Source organism: Methylocystis sp. SC2 (genome assembly GCF_000304315.1).
Lineage (GTDB): Bacteria > Pseudomonadota > Alphaproteobacteria > Rhizobiales > Beijerinckiaceae > Methylocystis.
Map to the genome: position 1 here is coordinate 3744360 of NC_018485.1, position 17359 is coordinate 3761718.

At 61.4% G+C, this 17359-nt stretch carries 21 protein-coding genes; 12 read left to right on the plus strand and 9 right to left on the minus strand.

Translation table 11 applies throughout. From position 1 onward, the window contains the following. Positions 1–152: 152 nt before the first annotated feature. Positions 153–1754, plus strand: coding sequence for an alpha/beta hydrolase (locus BN69_RS18115; RefSeq protein WP_014893107.1), 1602 nt, complete (start codon positions 153–155; stop codon positions 1752–1754). Positions 1755–1823: 69 nt separating this feature from the next. On the opposite strand, the gene BN69_RS18120 is transcribed toward BN69_RS18115, so the two are convergent. From BN69_RS18120 to BN69_RS18130, 3 genes are all read right to left on the minus strand, one after another. After that, complete coding sequence (locus BN69_RS18120) at positions 1824–2153, minus strand: hypothetical protein (protein WP_014893108.1); 330 nt, start codon at positions 2151–2153, stop codon at positions 1824–1826. A gap of 149 nt (positions 2154–2302) precedes the next feature. Further along, positions 2303–3349, minus strand: a complete 1047-nt coding sequence (locus tag BN69_RS18125) for an AI-2E family transporter (protein ID WP_014893109.1) — start codon at positions 3347–3349, stop codon at positions 2303–2305. 409 nt (positions 3350–3758) lie between these two features. After that, positions 3759–4037, minus strand: a complete 279-nt coding sequence (locus BN69_RS18130) for a hypothetical protein (protein ID WP_041927038.1) — start codon at positions 4035–4037, stop codon at positions 3759–3761. A 371-nt stretch (positions 4038–4408) separates the two neighbouring features. Here BN69_RS18130 and BN69_RS18135 point away from each other — a divergent pair, with 371 nt between their 5' ends. From BN69_RS18135 to BN69_RS19980, 7 genes are all read left to right on the plus strand, one after another. Further along, the gene (locus BN69_RS18135; RefSeq protein WP_014893112.1) at positions 4409–4621 is read left to right on the plus strand and encodes a cold-shock protein; all 213 of its coding nucleotides are present in this window, start codon (positions 4409–4411) and stop codon (positions 4619–4621) included. Positions 4622–4767: 146 nt separating this feature from the next. Beyond that, positions 4768–4920 carry a hypothetical protein gene (locus BN69_RS19610; protein WP_173370399.1) on the plus strand — a complete coding sequence of 51 codons (153 nt, stop codon included), beginning with the start codon at positions 4768–4770 and terminating at the stop codon, positions 4918–4920. A gap of 65 nt (positions 4921–4985) precedes the next feature. After that, positions 4986–5252, plus strand: coding sequence for a hypothetical protein (locus BN69_RS18140; RefSeq protein ID WP_014893113.1), 267 nt, complete (start codon positions 4986–4988; stop codon positions 5250–5252). A 15-nt stretch (positions 5253–5267) separates the two neighbouring features. Then, the gene (locus BN69_RS18145; RefSeq protein ID WP_014893114.1) at positions 5268–5510 is read left to right on the plus strand and encodes a hypothetical protein; all 243 of its coding nucleotides are present in this window, start codon (positions 5268–5270) and stop codon (positions 5508–5510) included. Positions 5511–5810: 300 nt separating this feature from the next. Continuing rightward, entirely contained in the window at positions 5811–7022 is a 1212-nt protein-coding gene (locus BN69_RS18150) for a DUF898 family protein (RefSeq protein ID WP_014893115.1), read from the plus strand. 240 nt (positions 7023–7262) lie between these two features. Further along, positions 7263–7484 (plus strand): hypothetical protein, encoded by a 222-nt coding sequence (locus BN69_RS18155; protein WP_014893116.1) that lies wholly within the window; start codon positions 7263–7265, stop codon positions 7482–7484. A 131-nt stretch (positions 7485–7615) separates the two neighbouring features. After that, positions 7616–7750 (plus strand): hypothetical protein, encoded by a 135-nt coding sequence (locus tag BN69_RS19980; RefSeq protein ID WP_014893117.1) that lies wholly within the window; start codon positions 7616–7618, stop codon positions 7748–7750. Here the strand turns inward: BN69_RS19980 and BN69_RS18160 are convergent. From BN69_RS18160 to BN69_RS18175, 4 genes are read right to left on the minus strand one after another with little or no spacing between them, the layout of a single operon-like run. Next, a complete protein-coding gene (locus BN69_RS18160; RefSeq protein WP_014893118.1) occupies positions 7747–8241 on the minus strand; it encodes a DoxX family protein in 495 nt (164 codons plus the stop codon). The genes BN69_RS19980 and BN69_RS18160 overlap by 4 nt on opposite strands. Before the next feature lie 56 nt (positions 8242–8297). After that, positions 8298–9071: an HvfC/BufC N-terminal domain-containing protein gene (locus BN69_RS18165; protein ID WP_014893119.1), complete on the minus strand. Its 774-nt coding sequence runs from the start codon at positions 9069–9071 to the stop codon at positions 8298–8300. Beyond that, positions 9055–9981, minus strand: a complete 927-nt coding sequence (bufB, locus tag BN69_RS18170; protein WP_014893120.1) for an MNIO family bufferin maturase — start codon at positions 9979–9981, stop codon at positions 9055–9057. Before bufB ends, BN69_RS18165 begins: the two co-directional genes overlap by 17 nt. An 8-nt stretch (positions 9982–9989) precedes the next feature. After that, positions 9990–10268: a BufA1 family periplasmic bufferin-type metallophore gene (locus BN69_RS18175; protein ID WP_014893121.1), complete on the minus strand. Its 279-nt coding sequence runs from the start codon at positions 10266–10268 to the stop codon at positions 9990–9992. Positions 10269–10539: 271 nt separating this feature from the next. Here BN69_RS18175 and BN69_RS18180 point away from each other — a divergent pair, with 271 nt between their 5' ends. Then, positions 10540–11115 carry a sigma-70 family RNA polymerase sigma factor gene (locus BN69_RS18180; RefSeq protein ID WP_014893122.1) on the plus strand — a complete coding sequence of 192 codons (576 nt, stop codon included), beginning with the start codon at positions 10540–10542 and terminating at the stop codon, positions 11113–11115. Positions 11116–11118: 3 nt separating this feature from the next. After that, positions 11119–11802, plus strand: a complete 684-nt coding sequence (locus BN69_RS18185; protein ID WP_014893123.1) for an NrsF family protein — start codon at positions 11119–11121, stop codon at positions 11800–11802. A gap of 69 nt (positions 11803–11871) precedes the next feature. Here BN69_RS18185 and bufA2 read toward each other — a convergent pair whose 3' ends face one another. Together bufA2 and BN69_RS18195 are read right to left on the minus strand one after the other, a co-directional pair. Then, positions 11872–12138 (minus strand): BufA2 family periplasmic bufferin-type metallophore, encoded by a 267-nt coding sequence (bufA2, locus tag BN69_RS18190; protein WP_014893124.1) that lies wholly within the window; start codon positions 12136–12138, stop codon positions 11872–11874. Positions 12139–12329: 191 nt separating this feature from the next. Next, complete coding sequence (locus tag BN69_RS18195; RefSeq protein WP_041927557.1) at positions 12330–12665, minus strand: GYD domain-containing protein; 336 nt, start codon at positions 12663–12665, stop codon at positions 12330–12332. A 239-nt stretch (positions 12666–12904) separates the two neighbouring features. On the opposite strand from BN69_RS18195, the gene BN69_RS18200 reads away from it, so the two are divergent. Together BN69_RS18200 and BN69_RS18205 are read left to right on the plus strand one after the other, a co-directional pair. Then, positions 12905–14041, plus strand: a complete 1137-nt coding sequence (locus BN69_RS18200; protein WP_041927559.1) for an efflux RND transporter periplasmic adaptor subunit — start codon at positions 12905–12907, stop codon at positions 14039–14041. A gap of 20 nt (positions 14042–14061) precedes the next feature. After that, on the plus strand, positions 14062–17343 hold the full coding sequence (locus BN69_RS18205) for an efflux RND transporter permease subunit (RefSeq protein WP_014893127.1): 3282 nt from the start codon (positions 14062–14064) through the stop codon (positions 17341–17343). The last annotated feature ends 16 nt before the right edge of the window (positions 17344–17359 follow it).

Below are 17359 nucleotides of genomic sequence, written 5' to 3' on the forward strand. Positions count from 1 at the left end.
TGCGCTTGCCGCTGTTTGCGAGAGCGACCGCATGTCGCGCGGCGCATTGTCGTCGCGTCGCATCGACTCGGCTCACCTGTAGCGCGGCGTTTTGATGCGGAAGTCAGCCAAGAGATTTACCGCGCGCCGGTCAAAGCTAATGGGGACGCATGATGCTAGGCATGGCGCTGAGAGCGGCCAAATGGTTTTTGGCGTTGCTAAGCCTTTTCGTCTTCACGTTTTTCGCAGTGCGAATTTACAGCTCTCAGCGCGGGCTGCCGCTTGATGTCTGGCATACTTACGTGCCGCAAGAGTTGAGCAAGACAGAAATCGACGCCGCCGATTGGGAGGCCTATCTCGAGGCTGAGGCGAAAATATTCGCTTCCCTGCGCGTCAACGTCAGCCAGCAGTTGACGCCAGAGGAACAAGTTCCCTTCAACCGCTACTTCGAGGGCAGTCCGGTCTACCCGGGTCATTTTGCGCGGGACTGGAACCGGTCTTATGTGCTCGAACCCGCAGAACCGCCGATCGGCGCCGTCGTTCTCCTGCATGGATTGACCGACTCGCCCTATAGTTTGCGGCATATTGCGTCGCGCTACCGCGATCGCGGCTTCGCAGTGGTCGCGATCAGGCTGCCTGCGCATGGCACAGTGCCGGCGGCTTTGACCAAAGTGGAGTGGGAGACATGGCTGGCCGCGACGCGTCTCGCCGTGAGAGAGGCGCGGCGGCGCGCGCCCGAGCCGACGCCGCTGCATGTCGTCGGGTTCTCGAACGGCGGATCGCTCGCGGTGAAATATACGCTCGACGCCATTGAGGATAAGCGTCTTGCTCGGGTCGACCGTCTGATCCTGATTTCGCCGATGGTCGGCATTACGAGGTTTGCGCGTTTTGCCGGCCTGGCGGGACTGCCGGCGATGTTGCCCGCCTTCGCCAAGGCGGCTTGGCTCAGCGTGTTGCCTGAATTCAATCCCTTTAAATATAATTCGTTTCCGGTGAATGGCGCGCGCCAATCCTATCGCCTGACGGATGCGCTCGGCGCGCAGATGTCGCTGGCGCGTCGAGAGGGTCGACTGACCGCGCTGCCGCCAATTCTGACGTTCCAATCTGTCATGGATTTCACTGTCAGCACCCAGGCCGTGCTTTCCGGGCTTTACGATCATCTGCCGGCGAACGGCAGCGAACTCGTCCTGTTCGACCTCAATCGCAACGTCAAATTTGGTCCGCTGCTGCGCCCCTCCGCGGAGTCCGCGCTCTCTCGGATCGTGCCGCCCGGCGTCAGAAATTACCGTTTAACGGTTGTGACGAACGCTGGCGAAGGAACCGACGATGCGGTGGAGCGCGTCGTTGAGGTCGGGGCTTCGGCCGAGCGCGCTCGACCGCTGGGGATACAATATCCGAAAGGCGTGTTTTCGCTCTCGCATGTCGCATTGCCCTTTCCGCTCAGCGACTCGCTTTATGGCCTTACGCCGGACGAGACCGAGAATTTTGGCGTTCACCTGGGTTCGCTGGCGCCGCGCGGCGAGCGCGGCGCGCTGATCGTCAGTCTGGACGCGCTGCTGCGCATGTCGTCGAACCCGTTCTTTTCCTATATGGCGCAGCGTATTGAGGAGCATCTTCCAGCGCGGCCGGTCGGCGAGGCGACTGAGCAAGTCGGAGAGCGCGTCCAGTCGCCGCCACTGGCGCCGCCGCCGCCGCGTCGCCTTCCCAGCGCAGCGCCCGATACTCCTGCGGCGGCCAGCGGCGACCGGCCTGCAAAAAAGCGGATGCGTCGTTGAAGCAGCGGGGTCCGCTCGCTCGTCAAGAAGCGAAGAGCCGATCCGGCCGAGAATCCCTCAAGCTTAATCCTAAGACCGCTTCGCGCGCCTCAGGAACAAACGCCCCAGCAGACCAACGAGATAGCCGCCGATCGTGATTGCGAAATAGACAATGATCACGAAGGCCCAGCGGTCGCTCGCGGAGGCCACTCTGCGGAAGATATCCGTCAGATAGTTTAGATCGATGAACCTGTTTGCGAACAGCCCGCTCGCCACGGCGAGCACTGGCGCGATCCACCACGGAGCCCTGAAATAGCCAAGGAGAATGGCGAGCAAAAAGACGATCAACCCGAAGATGTGCAAAAATTCCAGGAAAATCGCTTGGGAAAGCAAGCCGATGAATCGGATCAGCCAAAGCATCTGACGCCTCTTAGCACGAACTCAGTTTTATCTTATCCGAATCCGGCCGCGGCAGCCATCTCGTTCCAGGCGCGCGCGGCGGAATCCTACAGCGCGCGTCAACGCGGCGGCGAAATTTTTCAAGCAAAGCGCAAGAGCCCCCGCGCAGCTCAGGCCGCCTGTCGGGTCGAGGCCCCGCGCCGCTCGCCCGACAAGATCTCCGCCACCCATCGGGTCGATGGGAATTGTTCGAACATCGTCAGAGCTGCGATCGAAAGCGGGACGCCGAGAAACGCGCCAAGCGCGCCCCACAGGAAAGTCCACAGAACAATCGAAAAAAGGACGATCGGAGGGGAGATCGAGAGCGCCGATCCCGAAAACACCGGCTCCAGATAGCTCCCGATGATGAACTGGATGACCGACACGCCCAAAAAAACGAGTAAGGGCGCTTCAAAAGTTCCGAATTGAACGAAGGCGAAAAGCGATAGAAGCGCCGTGACGATGAAGGAGCCGATGTAGGGCAGGTAGTTTAGCGCGAAGGCCAGCACGCCCCAGGCGCCGGCCATTTCCAGATTCATGAATTGAGCAAATCCCCATACCGCGAGACCGGTCGCGATGCTGGCGATCGTCCGAACGAACATATAGGTGCGAAATTTTTCGCCGATCTTCCTGCCGCTTTCAAGCAGCCGCCGGCTTGTCTCCTGATTTTCCAGCGCTGCAATTCGGGACTGAAAGGCGTCGGTCTCCGCTAGCCCCAAAATCACATAGACGAGCACGATGACCGCGAAGGCGAGAACTGTGTTCACTCTCACCGCAAGTATGTGAAGAAGTCTGATAAGCGACGCGGTGTTGAAATGTTCCGCAAAGAGCGTGAAGACAAAGATGTCATGCTCTTCGAGCCACGCTGTCGATGTCATCGCCGTTTCCTGAATGCGGTCGAGATTCTGTCTGACCCATTCCAGCACCTCATGGCCGCCCCAAGCGATCAGAGAAAAGAGCGCAAGAATCAGGGCGGCGGCGATCACGACCGTCGCGGTCAATGCAATGGCCTTGCCCAGTTTTGGCTGCAGCGCCTTTTGCAGGGGCCAGGCGATCGCGATAATGAAGACGGCGAAGGCCACGGGCTCAAGGACCGCCTGTCCGAGCTTGCAGGCGGCCAGAAGGATAAAAAGGATCACGGTGACGGAAGTCACGCTCGTGATGCGGCTTTTTTCCATAGTGATCCTCTTGCCATCAGACGCGTAGTCGGTCGTTGAAAACAGTATGACGGCGAGCGGCGCGATTATGTGCGGCGTGGCTGATCTGACAGTTAAGTTTATGAGATGATCAGTTGGCCTTGCAAGCCGCCATTTGGCATGGCGCGCAACCAATCGCTGCGCGGGGCCTGCTGTGACTCGCGGCGATCAGCGCGCCATCAGATGCGTCGTGACCAATCGCATCGACACGGTCCTTGGACGCGCCAGCGCAAAAAATCTGGGACGCGCACAGCGGGTCAGCTCACCAGCGGCGCGGTCAGCAGACGCAAACGACGTATCGAGCGAAGTCAGAGCGCTTGTCGACGCGGCGGACGGCAATATCGCATGGAGGGAAAGTCGGCGCGGCTTTCCGCTACCGGCGCCGACGCCTTTAGATCGAGAAGGGCGGCGCATCTCCGCGAAATGCTCTCGACAGGATGCGCCAAGCCATCCCGTCGCCAGTTAACGCCAAGTCGCCGTCATCGCAGCAGTCCGCGGCCAGTTCAGCCACTTTTCGCCACTCGTCGGTGGTCGGCGAGCGCCAGATCTCCTCTGGGGTCCGATCATCGGTGGAGAGCGAAAGAATCGCATGCACGACGACCAGATGGGCGCGGGGATGCTCTGCCCACCACGCGGATGACGCAAAGCGGAGAGTGGCTTGTTCATTCATCGCCCTCGCTCCTTCGCTTGCCGCTGCCGCGAATTGGGCGTCTTCACGACATGGGCGCTGCGACCGATGAAAGCAATTTCTTTGGACCTTATTTCGTCTCGAAGTTTAAGCTGAACCTATTCTTGCACCCATCAAGGGGTCGGAATGTTTGGCTTTCGACGCTCGGCCGAGGCTTCATATTTGTCAGTTCTTCCCGCGTTTCAGCTTGTATTTTCGCCCATATGCGCTAGATATTAAACATCGAGTTTCGGCCGAATGATCTTGCTTCCGCTCCCTTGGCGCGTCGGCTTCTGACTTCCTCTCCAGAACTTCGATCCCAAAGCGCCAGCAATCTTGCATGGCGCAGACAGCTGTTCTCGAAAGGACATGTCATGCAGACCGGTATCGTAAAATGGTTCAACGCCCAAAAAGGCTTCGGCTTCATCCAGCCGGAGTCCGGCGGCCCGGACGTATTCGTCCACATCAGCGCGGTTGAGCGCGCCGGACTTATGGGCCTCGCGGAGGGCCAGAAGCTCAACTACGAAATCGCCATCGATCGTCGTAGCGGAAAGTCTTCGGCCGATCAGCTGCAAGTCGCAGCGTAATCATCTTGCCGGCCCCTGGCGGTCGGGCCGCAATGCGGCCGATCGCCAGGGGCCGGCGCGTTCCTACCAAGACAATATTTAACGTCCGCGCAGGATTGCGCAGCAGCGGATGTGGAGCGCGCGGCCCATTCATATGAGGTGCGGACATGGCCAAAGGCCAACAACGCAGTAATCGCGAAGCGAAAAAGCCCAAGAAAGATAAACCCCGCGACGGGGGTGCGGCGGTCGTCAAGGATTCGTCCTGGCAGACCGTTGAAAAGCTCCAGGCGCGCGAAGCCGAAGCGAAGCGACGGCGGTAAGTCGGGCGCGTGGCAGGCTCCGGCGCCTGAATGCGTTCACGACGATTATTCGAGGAGCGCACTATATGACCAATGACAACGACACGTTTCGACGCTTTCGGCGTCCGGCGCAAAGGCTCACCGCCACCCCGTCGCATAAATTCGCGATCGGGGTTCGCGTGATCCAAAAATTCGGAGCCGCGACGGGGACGGATTCGTTCAGCGTCACGCGCCATCTGCCGGACGCCGGCGCCGGCCTGCAGTACCGGATGAAGAGGGAACGCGATGGGCAGGAAAGGGTCGCCGTAGAATCCGCACTCGAACTCGTCGCGCGGGAAGACTTCATGCAATAGTTTCTGGAGGGGTCGATGGACGCGAAGCAATATCGAACGGAAGCCGCCCTCTTTTTTTCCAAGGCCGCCAATTCGAATTCGAAATCCCTCAATTTTCGGCGCTTCGCGCACGCCTCGGAGGCCATACGCTTCGCCGTAGAGGAGCTTACGCCAAAAGCGCTCGCCAGCTGTTCCCTCGAAGTCGATGAACAGCATTTTTTCGGCCGCGAGATTCGGCCGCTTTACGACAGCGAAGATTACCCGCTACGCCGGCGCTGATAAAGGCCGGGCGCGCCGCGTGATAGGCCGATCCGCTTGGTCGCGGCGCGGGCCATTCAGCATCGTCGCCCCGCAGGTTCGGCGCGCTCCTTCCGCCTAGCAACATCGAAGACAGAATCTTCGAGGCCTCGGTCTTAAGGGGCCTGATTTCGATATAATTGGCGACGGGCCGTCGAGCTTCTCCATAATTGAACGGTGCTTGCTGGAGCTTTCGGCGTGGGCTTAGTCTGCAGCTTGTAGGCGTCAAACCATCGTCCAGTATCGGCCCTTTATGAAAAAATTTCATGCCAGAGAGCATCGATGAATCTCGGAGTTCGCCAAGGCAAGAAGTCGATCTCTTTTGTCGACCGAGACCCCGATTTCACTTTTATCGCCAGCTTGGGAGTCGCCGTAAGCCTTCTTTCGCTAGGCGTTGGCCGATTTTGGCTTGCGTCGAACCTGCGCCGTTATTTGTGGTCGAACACCACAATTCTCGGCCATCCGCTGGTCTATGACGGCGACGCGCGGGTCGAGCTATTGCATTTCGCCGTGGGCGCTGCGCCGTTGGCGGTAATTGGTTTCGCCCTGTATCGTTTTGAGTCGCCCATACCGGGCGATTATGGGGAATATTTCTATCTAGCCACGGCTATATTTGCATTTGCCTATTGGCGCGCGATGAGATTTGCCAATTGGCGCTATCGCCTGAACCATACCCTCTGGCGTGGTCGCCATTTCCACGTGGAGGGGTCGGTTGTCGCGTATTTTCTGCGGGCTTTTGGATGGGGAACTGCGAACGCTATATCGCTTGGGCTCGCTTGGCCCTCAGCTCAGGCCGCGCTCAACCGATACACGCTGAGGCATGCCCATTACGGTTCGCGTTGTTTCGAATTCGTGGGAAGCGGCGCCATCTTGAGGAGGCGCGGAATCTTTTTGTTGCCCGCCTGGCTTTGGTCCAGGGTCCTGTTGATTATTTCCGTACTGGCGATTTGGATTTGCAACACAGCTTTGAACGAGAACATGCTCAAAATGCCAGATGATGAATGGGCGGGGAGCGCCGCGGACGCAGCGGGACGTTCTATGATGGGCTACAGCCTTGTCGTTGTCGTTTTGCTCCCTATCGTGGCGTGTGCTTATCCAAGATTCGTGGCGCTCACCTGGAAATGGCAGCTTGAAGGCGTTCGGTTTGGCGAGGCCTACGTAACGTCCGGTCTCAAATTGTCTTCGTTCATGGGAATCTACTTCGTATTCTACGCGTTCGTCGCTGGTATCGTTTTATTGACGCTACTCGCATGGTCGACATTGGAATGGTGGTACACGGACGATCCGATGTATCTCGTTGCGGTTTTTTACTATTGCGTCATCGGAGCCGATGTTGCTTGGAACTGGCTGTTCGCGCCGCGTTTCTGGGCGATTTTCATCGGCTCGCTAACCCTTCATGACCCCGTTTTACTATCAGTGATTGCAGCTGAGGCGTTGATTGCAGCTGAGGCGTTTCCGGTTCACGGCCAAGCGTTCGCCAAACTGCCCGAATAGCGATCAAAAGAATCATGCCGCTGTCTCAGCAGTTTAAATCGGCGCCTCACATTGTCACGGCTGCGGTTAACGTAAATGCTTCGCATAAATGCAGCCATCGAATTTGCGGCGATGGCGCTTTTCATCCGAGCGAGAGCCACTTGACGCGCCAGGAGGCCTCGTCTGTTCACAAAGGGGCGCCCTATCTGTCTTGCGAGCGCGACCAGGCGGAAGGCCTGAGCGCAAGCGAGGATCAGAACAATGGCCAAGATGCCGAAGACGGCCAACACAGACGCCAAAACATTCTCCAAGACCTCTGACGACATCAGCGGCGCGACGGCTCCGCTCGCCTTTGCCGGCATAGGCTCCGCGCTGGCGGCAGGTTTGGGCGTCGCCGCGGCAGGACTTTCCATTGCATTCATATGCGCCATCGCCGGCGCGATCGGCGGCGCGGTCCTCGGCGTGTGGGTCAACCGCCGCTGAGGCGATCTCCTGCTGAAGGCGCAGAGAAGCGAGGCGACGATCGGTCCTCGTGAGGGCCGCGTGCGAAGGCGCACATTCGCATGGTTCTGTAACGGGTAGCGTTCTCCTCACCAAAACAACAGGAGGACGTCATGTCGAAATTCACCAGCGCGATTGTCGGAGCCATTATCGGATCGGTCATCTTCTTCGGAGTCGGCGCCGGTTTGGCTCATGCCCATACTGCGCCTCAGCAGACAGGTTCTGTCGTCTATGTCGAGGCGCCTTAAGCGCGCCTCGGCGACCGCGCTCGAAACAGCAGATGGTCCAAGGAGATCGCGCCGGGCCCACGGGCGATCAACACAGTGAGGATCGCCGTCCAATAGGCGTGGACCGTCCACCATGCATCGGGAAAGACGAAGATCTGGATGACGATTGTCATCCCCAGAAGAAGGAACGCCGACAAGCGCGTCAACAGCCCGAGGACAAGCAGCAGCGGCAGGACGAATTCGAGGCCGCTCGCCACATAGGCGGCGGCGGTCGGCGAAATGAGCGGCAGTTTATATTCGTCGGCGAAGAGCGCGAAGGTTGCGCTGCGCACCGCTGTCGGGATTTGGAACGACAGATCGAGGCCGAAAATTTCGCGGCCGAGAGTTGGTCCTTCAATTTTTGTCTGCCCGGAGACGAAGAACGGATGGGCGGCGACGATGCGCAGGAGGAGGGCGATCAGAGAGTAGGGGATCGCATCCAACCAGCATGTGATCTTTCTTATGAAATTCATCGCGTTCAAGCTCCATGAATGATCGCCGCGGCCACGCCAAAACACGTTTTTTAAGTTCAACGCGCCAAGCTGATGGCCACAAAAGTCTCGGCCACGAAAAGCTCGCGTAGGCAGGCCGTCAACGCGAAGTCCGCAGCGACGCGGGTCGCCGCATTCACGGCTTCGCCGAAGGTTCCTCCGCTCTTAAGCGCGTCGACGAAGGCCGATCCGCCGGCGGGAAGAGCCGTTACCTTGATCGCCAACTTGGGACGAACGACAAGCGCCTCTTCGCCGCGATCCTGCTCTACCGGCGTCATCTTTTCATCCGACATGTGCCGTCGCCAGATCGAAACGATCGGATGTTTAGATGCGATGACATGCGTCGAGGGGTGGAAAGCGGCCGTTGCGCTCTCCAATCGATCGAGCGGCAGGGCGCGGATCACATCCAACGGCAGCGGCGCGGCGTCAGCGGCGTGATAGGCTTGGCCGACGGCATATTCGAGCCGCGCGACGTCCGGAAGAAAAGGAAGATCGCGCGCCGGCTCAAATTCCGAAACGAATGTCGCAAATGCGTCGCCATATTCGAAAAGCATCGGCGTGCGCGGAAGGCGCTCGCGCACATAGCATTGCGCCATGGCGCGAAAAAATTCGTCGCCGACCAACTGCGAGCAAATCGGAAAGCGCTCCGTCAGCGCGTCGACCAGTCCGACGCACACATTGTTGCGATAGACGGCGAACCGTCGCTCCGGCGGAAGGCCGCCGGGGGTTTCGAGTCCATGGGGCGGCGGCAGCTCGGGGTCGAGCAGCGCGCGGACAAAAGCGCCTTGATCGAAGTCAGCCGAGGTCGTCATGAAGCGCCTCCGACTTCAAGCTGTCTTCGACAGCGCGACGCCGCCTTTCAAGGAAAGCCTCCGCTCGCGCAGCTTGCGCACAGAGGCTCGGCCAGGAGGGAAGGTCATTGTCCCATTCGATCAGCGTCGCGACCGGTCCGCGGCGCGCCAGCGCGCGATCATAGAGCCGCCAGACCGGGTCAGGGACCGGCGCGCAATGCGCGTCGATCAGCAGAGGGCCGCCGATTTCGTCGACATCCTCGGCATATCCGGCGAGATGAATCTCTTCGACATAGGAAATCGGGAAGGCGTCGATATAATCCTTCGCCGAAAAAGCGAGGTTCGTGGCGCTGACATAGACGTTGGTCACGTCGAGCAGCAGCCGGCAATCCGTGCGGCGCACCACTTCGCGCAGGAAGTCGATCTCCGAATATTCCGAGGATCGGAACCGCAGATAGGCCGCCGGGTTTTCGAGGAGGATCGGCCTGCCGAGCGCCTCCTGGATTTGATCCACATGCGCGACGACATGCGCCAAGGTCGTCGCGTTGTAGGGCAGGGGCAGCAAGTCGTTGAGAAATCGCGCGCCCTGCGTCGACCAGGCGAGATGTTCGGAGCACGCCGCCGGGTCATAGCGCTCGACGAGCGCCTTCAGGCGGCCAAGATGCGCGCGGTCGAGAGGCTCGGCGCCGCCGACCGACAGGCCGACGCCATGGATCGACAGGGGCGACTCTCGGCGCATACGCATCAGCTGCGCGTGCGGAGCCCCGCCGGCGCCCATGTAATTCTCGGCGTGGATTTCGAAAAAACCGACATCGCGCGCCGAGGCTTCGATGTCGGCGAGATGCGCGCTCTTGAAACCGACGCCAGCGCGGGCGGGCAGCGAGGACGCTGCGCGCGCGCGGCCATGTTCGGGGGCGGAACGCGTGCCCATGCCGGACCTCAGTGCGAAATCGGCTCGAGGCTGCCCTTGCCCTTGGGCGTCACGATCGACGTGCAGGTGCCCTTCGGAACATATTTCCATGCGTCGCCTTGATAATTGGTCTTCGACGTTCCCGCGCAGCTGGTTCCCGGGCCCGCGGCGCAATCATTCTTGCCCTTCAAGGAGACGCCGAAGCATTTTTCTTGGTCGTTCGCGGCCTTGGCCGTTTCCGCCAGAGCGACGGCCGTCGCGAAGGCGCCCGCGATCGCAAAGGCGGCGCACAGCTTCTTGTCTGACATTCTAATCTCCCTCTGCTTGAGTCCGGTTCACCCAAAATGACAATCGTTGGAGCCTGAGGCGTTCGGAGCGAAATCAAGGCGACCTTCGCCGCCTCGTGGGTCAATTTCGTCGCGACCGCGTCAAAGGTTACAATGTGCGTTCTTCTGCGCAAGCAAGTCAGGCGAGATGGCGCGCCGACGCCTGATCGATTAAAACGGGCGTCGGCGGAGTCCCCGCTCCAGCGCAGCGTCAATATCAGCGGCGGAGCGGCGACGCAGATTCGCAGCGGACATGAGCGAATTGAGCGATACGTCGAACGACCGGGAAAGCCGCTGGCGCGCGCTCATGGCGTCGGCGCAGGACGGCGATCATGCCGCCTATGGCGAGCTCCTGTCCGATCTCTTTCCCGTTTTGCGCCGGTTTGTCGTGCGAAAATGGCCGAATGCGCATGATACGGAAGACGTGGTTCAGGAAATCCTGGTGTCCATTCACACGGTGCGCCAGACCTATGATCGCGAGCGCCCGTTTACGCCCTGGCTGATGACCATCGCGGCGCGCCGCGTCGCCGACGCCGCGCGAAGTCGCTACGCACGCGGCGCCAACGAAACGACGGTCGATGTTTTGCCTGAAACCTTTGACGGCGACGGCGCGAAATCCGAACAAGAGACGCGGGACGATCGCGAGGCGCTTCGCAAAGCCATGGCGATCCTGCCGGCGGGCCAGCGCCAGGCGATTGAACTGATCAAGATCCAAGGTCTTTCGCTGGACGAAGCGTCTCAGGTCACGGGGAAGAGCGTCGGTTCGCTGAAAGTCGGAATCCATCGAGCCATCAAAGCGATGCGGCAGGCCCTGGAGCGGATTGGCTAGCGAATGTTGAACCAAGACCTGATCGAAGCCCTGACCGACAATTGCGCGCCGATACGCCCGCTCCCGCATCCTGCGTGGCGCGCGCTCGTTTGGTTCGCGGCTTCGCTTTGTTATGTCGCGATCGTGGTGGCGGCGATGGGGGTGAGGCCCGATTTTTTCCACAAGATCGCCGACCCGCAGTTTGCGACGGAAGTGGCTGCGGCGTTCCTGACGAGCGTCGTCGCCGCGGCGGGGGCCTTCAGCGCCGGCTGTCCGGCGCGCCCGATCTGGGAGCGGCTCGCCGCCGGATTGTTCTTCTTGCTCTGGGCGGGCGCGCTCGCCGTTGGATGCTGGAGGGACGTTGACGCCTTCGGGGTGTCCGGTCTCTTCTCGCATTCGGACATTTATTGCCTGCCCACCATTCTCGCCATCAGCATCCCGGCGGCGGTGTTGATCCTTTCGATGGTCAAGCGCGGCGCGCCGATTGCGCCATTCGTGACGATTGGACTTGCCGCGCTGGCGTCGACGGCCTTGGCGGCGGCGGCGCTGCGCCTATCCTTCAGGCAGGACGCGGCGGCGTCGGTCTGCATCTGGCAGTTCGGTTCCGTCGTCCTGCTGACGGGAGTCGCCTCGCTGTTCGGCCGGGCGCTCCTGCACTGGACCATGCGCGACGAGTTGATCGCCTCCTTGCGCGCGCATCGCCGCTGATCGTACGCGCCGGAAATCGAAGGCCGGCGCGGAACGGACGAAGAAAACGCATCCGTCCGCGCCGCCTGGCTACATCTCTGCGACCTTGCCGCCCTTCGCCTCGCAGGCCGCTGCTGATTTTTCGGGCAGCCACCCCTGACCCTTGCATGAGTTCATGCCCTTGCAGGCGTTGTTGGCGGTCTTACAGGCGCTGGTTCCCTTGCATGAATTGATTCCGCCGCAATGGACAGATTTGCTCATCTTTTTGGCGAGCGCCGGCGTCGGCGCCGCGCCGCTCAGAACCAGCGCGATCGCCGCGGCGGCCATTGAGGCGCCCGAAACGATTTTGGCGTTCATTTCCATCTCCTTGCACATCCGCTCGCGGGACGAGCGCTCCAGGTTCATAAGGAACCTGCGGACGCTATTCGTCGCCGTTGCGAATAAGGTTACAGCCATATCGACGCGCCCGCCGCCGGGCATGGTTTCGGGAGATGGCGCTTATTGAATGCGCACACCGGTTTGCGGAAAGCGCATGAAGCCGAAATATGCTACGCCGCGCTTTTAGGCGTCATGCTCGGCGCCGTGGCCGCCTGCAGAAGCATCGCGCTCGTCTCGTCAGCCGAGAATACTCTGGTGAGGCGATTGCGGCTCAGATGCCCTGCGGCGACGTCCGCGATCTCAATAGCCGCGGCGGTGGTTTCATCGGGCGCTTCAAAGAGCGCAAATCCGTCATATTCTGCGCCGGGCGTGTAATATAATCCGATGAGGCGGCCGCCGAAGTGCCTGAGAAGCGCTTCTGAAGCCGCGGCGCGGTCCTGCGGCGTCTTGATGAAGGTGGACCAAGCGGCAGGAGAATAGGCAAACTGCGCCAGGAACAAGGGCAAGTTTTCGTCCTCCGTCCGGAGGCGGCAGTTTGCGCGTTTCGGCATTGCTTGGCAATGCGGGGCGGGCGAGGCGCTGCAGAGCGCGATTGCCTTCTGGGAGCGCCGCCCTTACGCCGTCACTGCGTTATGCGCCGGTCAAGAATGGCCGGTTCAATGCGAATGTTAAATCCGGAGGTGAAATGCTGTTGGCTTTTGTGGCGGCGCGCGGCGGCGATGGTCACGGGAGAGTCGTAAGCGCAGTGTTTAAAGCCCTAGTGGCGTTGGCGTTCCTCGCTCAGTCAGCAGCGGCGCGCGCAGAGGGTCCGGTCCCGGAAGTGGTGGTCTCCCGCCCGCTCGCGAGGACGATACCGCGCTGGGACGAATATACAGGTCGTTTCGAGGCCTTAAAGCAGGTCGAGGTGCGCGCCCGCGTCTCCGGCGCTCTGGAGAAGATCAATTTCACCGATGGGCAGTTCGTCAAAGCCGGCGACGTCCTCTTCGTCATCGATCAGCGGCCATATCAGATCGCTGTCGACAGCGCGCGTGCGGAGCTTACCCGGGCGCAGGCGCAGGCCGCGATGTCCGCGCGCGATTACGGGCGCGCGCAGGAAATGACGCAGGGCCGCACCATTACTGCCCGCGACGTCGATCAGCGCAAAGCGAGCAATGATATCGCCAAGGCGCAGGTCTTGAGCGCCGAAGCCGCGCTTCGCAACGCCGAGCTCAATCTGGAATGGACGCAGGTTCGCGCGCCGATCGCCGGGCGCGTGTCGGACCGTCGCGTCGATTCGGGCAATCTGGTTCAGGGCGGACAGGCGGATGCGACCTTGCTCACGACGATCGTGACGCTCGATCCCATTCACTTCATCTTCGACGCCTCCGAGGCCGACTACATTCGCTATGCGCGCTCAGCGGAGCGCCAGCAGGAAACCTCGCGCGAGTTCAAGAATCGCGTTTCGGTGCGGCTGGCTGACGAGACCGAGTGGACCCGCAGCGGCGTCATGGACTTCATCGACAATCAGCTCAATCGGCGCTCGGGGACGATCCGTGGCCGAGCCGTCTTCGACAACAAGGACTATTTTCTGACGCCCGGCACGTTCGGCCGCCTGCGCCTGTTCGGCGGCGACGTCTCCGCGCTGCTCATTCCCGACGCTTCCGTCGTCTCCGATCAGACGAGCAAGACCGTGCTTGTCGTGTCGGACGACAACAAGGTCATCGCCAAGTCCGTGAGTCTTGGCCCCATTCACAATGGTCTGCGAGTGATCCAATCCGGCCTCGACGCGAAGGATCGAATCGTGATCGGCGGGCTCGCAAATCCGATGGTTCGCTCCGGCGCGACCGTCCAGCCCAAGGAAGGCGAGATCAAGGAAGCGCCTGTCGCGGTCAGCGACCGATAGACGTCGAGATCAGGAACGCTATGCGCATTTCGCACTTCTTCATCGAGCGGCCGATCTTTGCGGCGGTGCTTTCCGTGCTTCTGACGCTTGCGGGAGCGATCGCGCAGGGCGCGCTGCCCGTCTCCGAATATCCGGAAATCGCGCCGCCGACGGTGAATATCAGCGCGACCTATCCGGGCGCGTCGGCGGACGTGATCGCCGAGACCGTGGCCTCGCCCATCGAGCAGGAGGTCAATGGCGTCGACAACATGCTCTACATCACGTCGCAATCGACCGGCGACGGACGCGTGTCGATCGACGTCGTGTTCAAGCCGGGCGTCAACATCGATCTCGCGCAGGTGCTCGTTCAGAACCGCGTCGCCATCGCCAACCCGCGCTTGCCGGAGGAGGTGACGCGTTTCGGCGTCGTGGTGAAGAAGGCCTCGCCGGATCTGATGATGGTCGTCCATCTGCTGTCGCCCGACGGCTCCCGCGACCAGCAATATATTTCGAACTATGCGACGCTCTATGTGAAGGACGCCATCGCCCGAATTGACGGCGTTGGCGACGCGCGCCTCTTTGGCGCGAGAGACTATTCGATGCGCGTCTGGCTCGATCCCGCGAAAGTCGAGGCGCGCGATCTGACGGCGGGCGACGTCATCGCCGCTTTGCGCGGCGCCAATCTGCAAGTCGCCGCCGGCGCGGTCAATCAGCCGCCGGCGGCCTCGGCGGGCGCCTTTCAGCTTTCGGTGCAGACTCTGGGACGGCTCAGCACGCCGGAGCAATTCGGCGACATCGTCATCCGCGCCGACGCCGACGGCCAGATTCATCTGCGCGATATCGCGCGCATCGAATTCGGCGCGCAGGACTATACGCTCAACGCCTATCTCAATCACGACGTCGCCACGGCGCTCGGCATTTTCCAGCGTCCCGGCTCGAACGCCCTGCAGACGGCTGAAGCCGTCAAGCAGGAGATGGAGCGGCTCAAGAAGAATTTTCCCGCCGGCGTCGATTACACGGTCGTCTACAATCCCACCGAATTCATCCAGCAGTCGGTGGACGAAGTCGTCCATACGCTGCTCGAAGCGATCGTCCTCGTCGTTCTCGTCGTCATCCTGTTCCTGCAGACGTGGCGGGCGGCGATCATTCCGGTGGCGGCGATCCCCGTGTCGCTGATCGGCAGCTTCGCCGTGATGAAGGCCGCCGGCCTCAGCTTCAACACGCTCTCGCTCTTTGGTCTGGTGCTCGCGATCGGCATCGTCGTCGACGACGCGATCGTCGTGGTGGAGAATGTCGAGCGCTATCTGGCGCAAGGGCTCTCGCCCAAGGAAGCCGCGCACAAGACCATGGATGAAGTCGGCGGCGCGCTGATCGCGATTGCGCTCGTGCTTTGCGGCGTGTTCATCCCCACCGCCTTCATCAGCGGCTTGCAGGGCGCTTTCTACAAGCAGTTCGCCATCACCATTGCGAGCGCGACAATCATATCGGCCTTTGTCTCCCTGACCTTGTCGCCGGCCTTGGCCTCCGTGCTGTTGAAGCCGCACGACGTCGAGGAGGAGGAGAAGACTCATCGGCTGAGTTGGGCGCATGCGCCGCTGCGGCGCTTCTTCGACGCCTTCAACTCTGGCTTCGACCGGCTGTCGAATTCTTATGGGGCGGCGACGGGCCGTCTCGTGCGGCTGGGCGTCGTGATGCTCGCCGTCTACGCGATCCTGATCTTTTTCGCCTTCGATCTGCTGCGCCGAACGCCGACCGGCCTCATTCCGCAGCTCGATCGCGGCTATGTGATCGCCGCGTTCCAATTGCCGCCCGGCGCGACGCTCGATCGCACCGACAAGGTCATGCGCGAAGCGACCGACATTATTTTGAAACGCGCAGGCGTCAAGGACGCGGTCGTTTTCACCGGCTTCGACGGCGCGACATTCACCAATGCGCCGAACACCGGCGTGATCTTCGTCACGCTGGAGGGCTTCGAGGAACGTGCAAAAAAGGGGCTATCCTCGGCGCAGATCCAGGCCGACCTTTACGCGCAGCTGTCCAAGCTGAACGACGCCTTCGTCTTCGTGCTGGCGCCGGCGTCGGTTCCAGGCATCGGCACCGGCGGCGGCCTCAAGGGCTATGTGCAGGATCGCGCCGGGCGCGGACTTCCCGCGCTTGAAAACGCGACGTGGTCGCTCGCCGGCGCGGCGGGACAGTCGGGCGAATTCACCCAGGCGTTCACGCTGTTCAACACGCGCACGCCGCAAATCTTCGCCGACGTCGACCGCACCAAGGCCGAGCTCATCGGCGTGCCGATTTCGCGCGTTTTCGAGACGCTCTCGGTCTATCTTGGCTCGACCTTCGTCAACGACTTCAATGTCCTTGGACGCACCTACCGCGTCATGGCGCAGGCCGACGATCCCTTTCGCCTGACGCTGCGCGACATCGCTAATCTGAAGACGCGCAGCGCCTCGGGGGCGATGGCGCCGATCGGCGCCGTCGCCGCCTTCCGCGATACGACGGGCGCGTTCCGCGTGCCGCGCTACAATCTCTATCCGGCCGCCGAGGTGCAGCTCAATCTCGCGCGCGGCGTCTCCTCCGGCCAGGGCATCGCCGCGGTCGAGAAGCTCGCGGCGGAAAAGCTGCCGCAGGGATTCGGCTTCGAATGGACCGAAATCGCGCTGCAGGAGAAGCTCGCCGGGCACACCGCCGCGATCGCCTTCGGCCTCGCGGTGGTTTTCGTCTTTCTGCTGCTCGCCGCGCTCTATGAGAGCCTGCTCCTGCCGGTTTCGGTGATCCTCATCGTGCCGATGTGCATTCTCGCGGCGATGCTCGGGGTCGTCTCGCGCGGGCTCGACCGCAACATATTGGTCGAAATCGGGCTGGTCGTGCTGATTGGCCTTGCGGCGAAGAACGCCATTCTCATCGTCGAATTCGCCAAGCAGGCGGAAGATGCGGGCCAATCAAAGTTCGAGGCGGCCGTCACCGCCGCCCGCACGCGCCTTAGGCCCATTCTGATGACGTCGCTGGCTTTCATTCTCGGCGTGCTGCCGCTCGCCGTCGCACAGGGCGCCGGCGCCGAAATGCGTCAATCGATCGGCACGGCGGTGTTTTTCGGCATGCTCGGCGTGACGCTGTTCGGCCTCGCCTTCACGCCGACCTTCTACGTGGTCGTGCGTATTTTCGCGCGTTATTTCCGGTCAGGGAGCGCCCGCGAGCCGACGCCGGCGGCTGCAAGGTCGGACGGGAGTTTCGCGCAGGAGATCGGCTTGCGCGAAGCAAGACAGCTCGATCTGAGCCGAGCCAAGAGGTGGCTCGACGGCCTTCGGCGCAGGCTTCAATGATCGAGCGCGGGCGCGA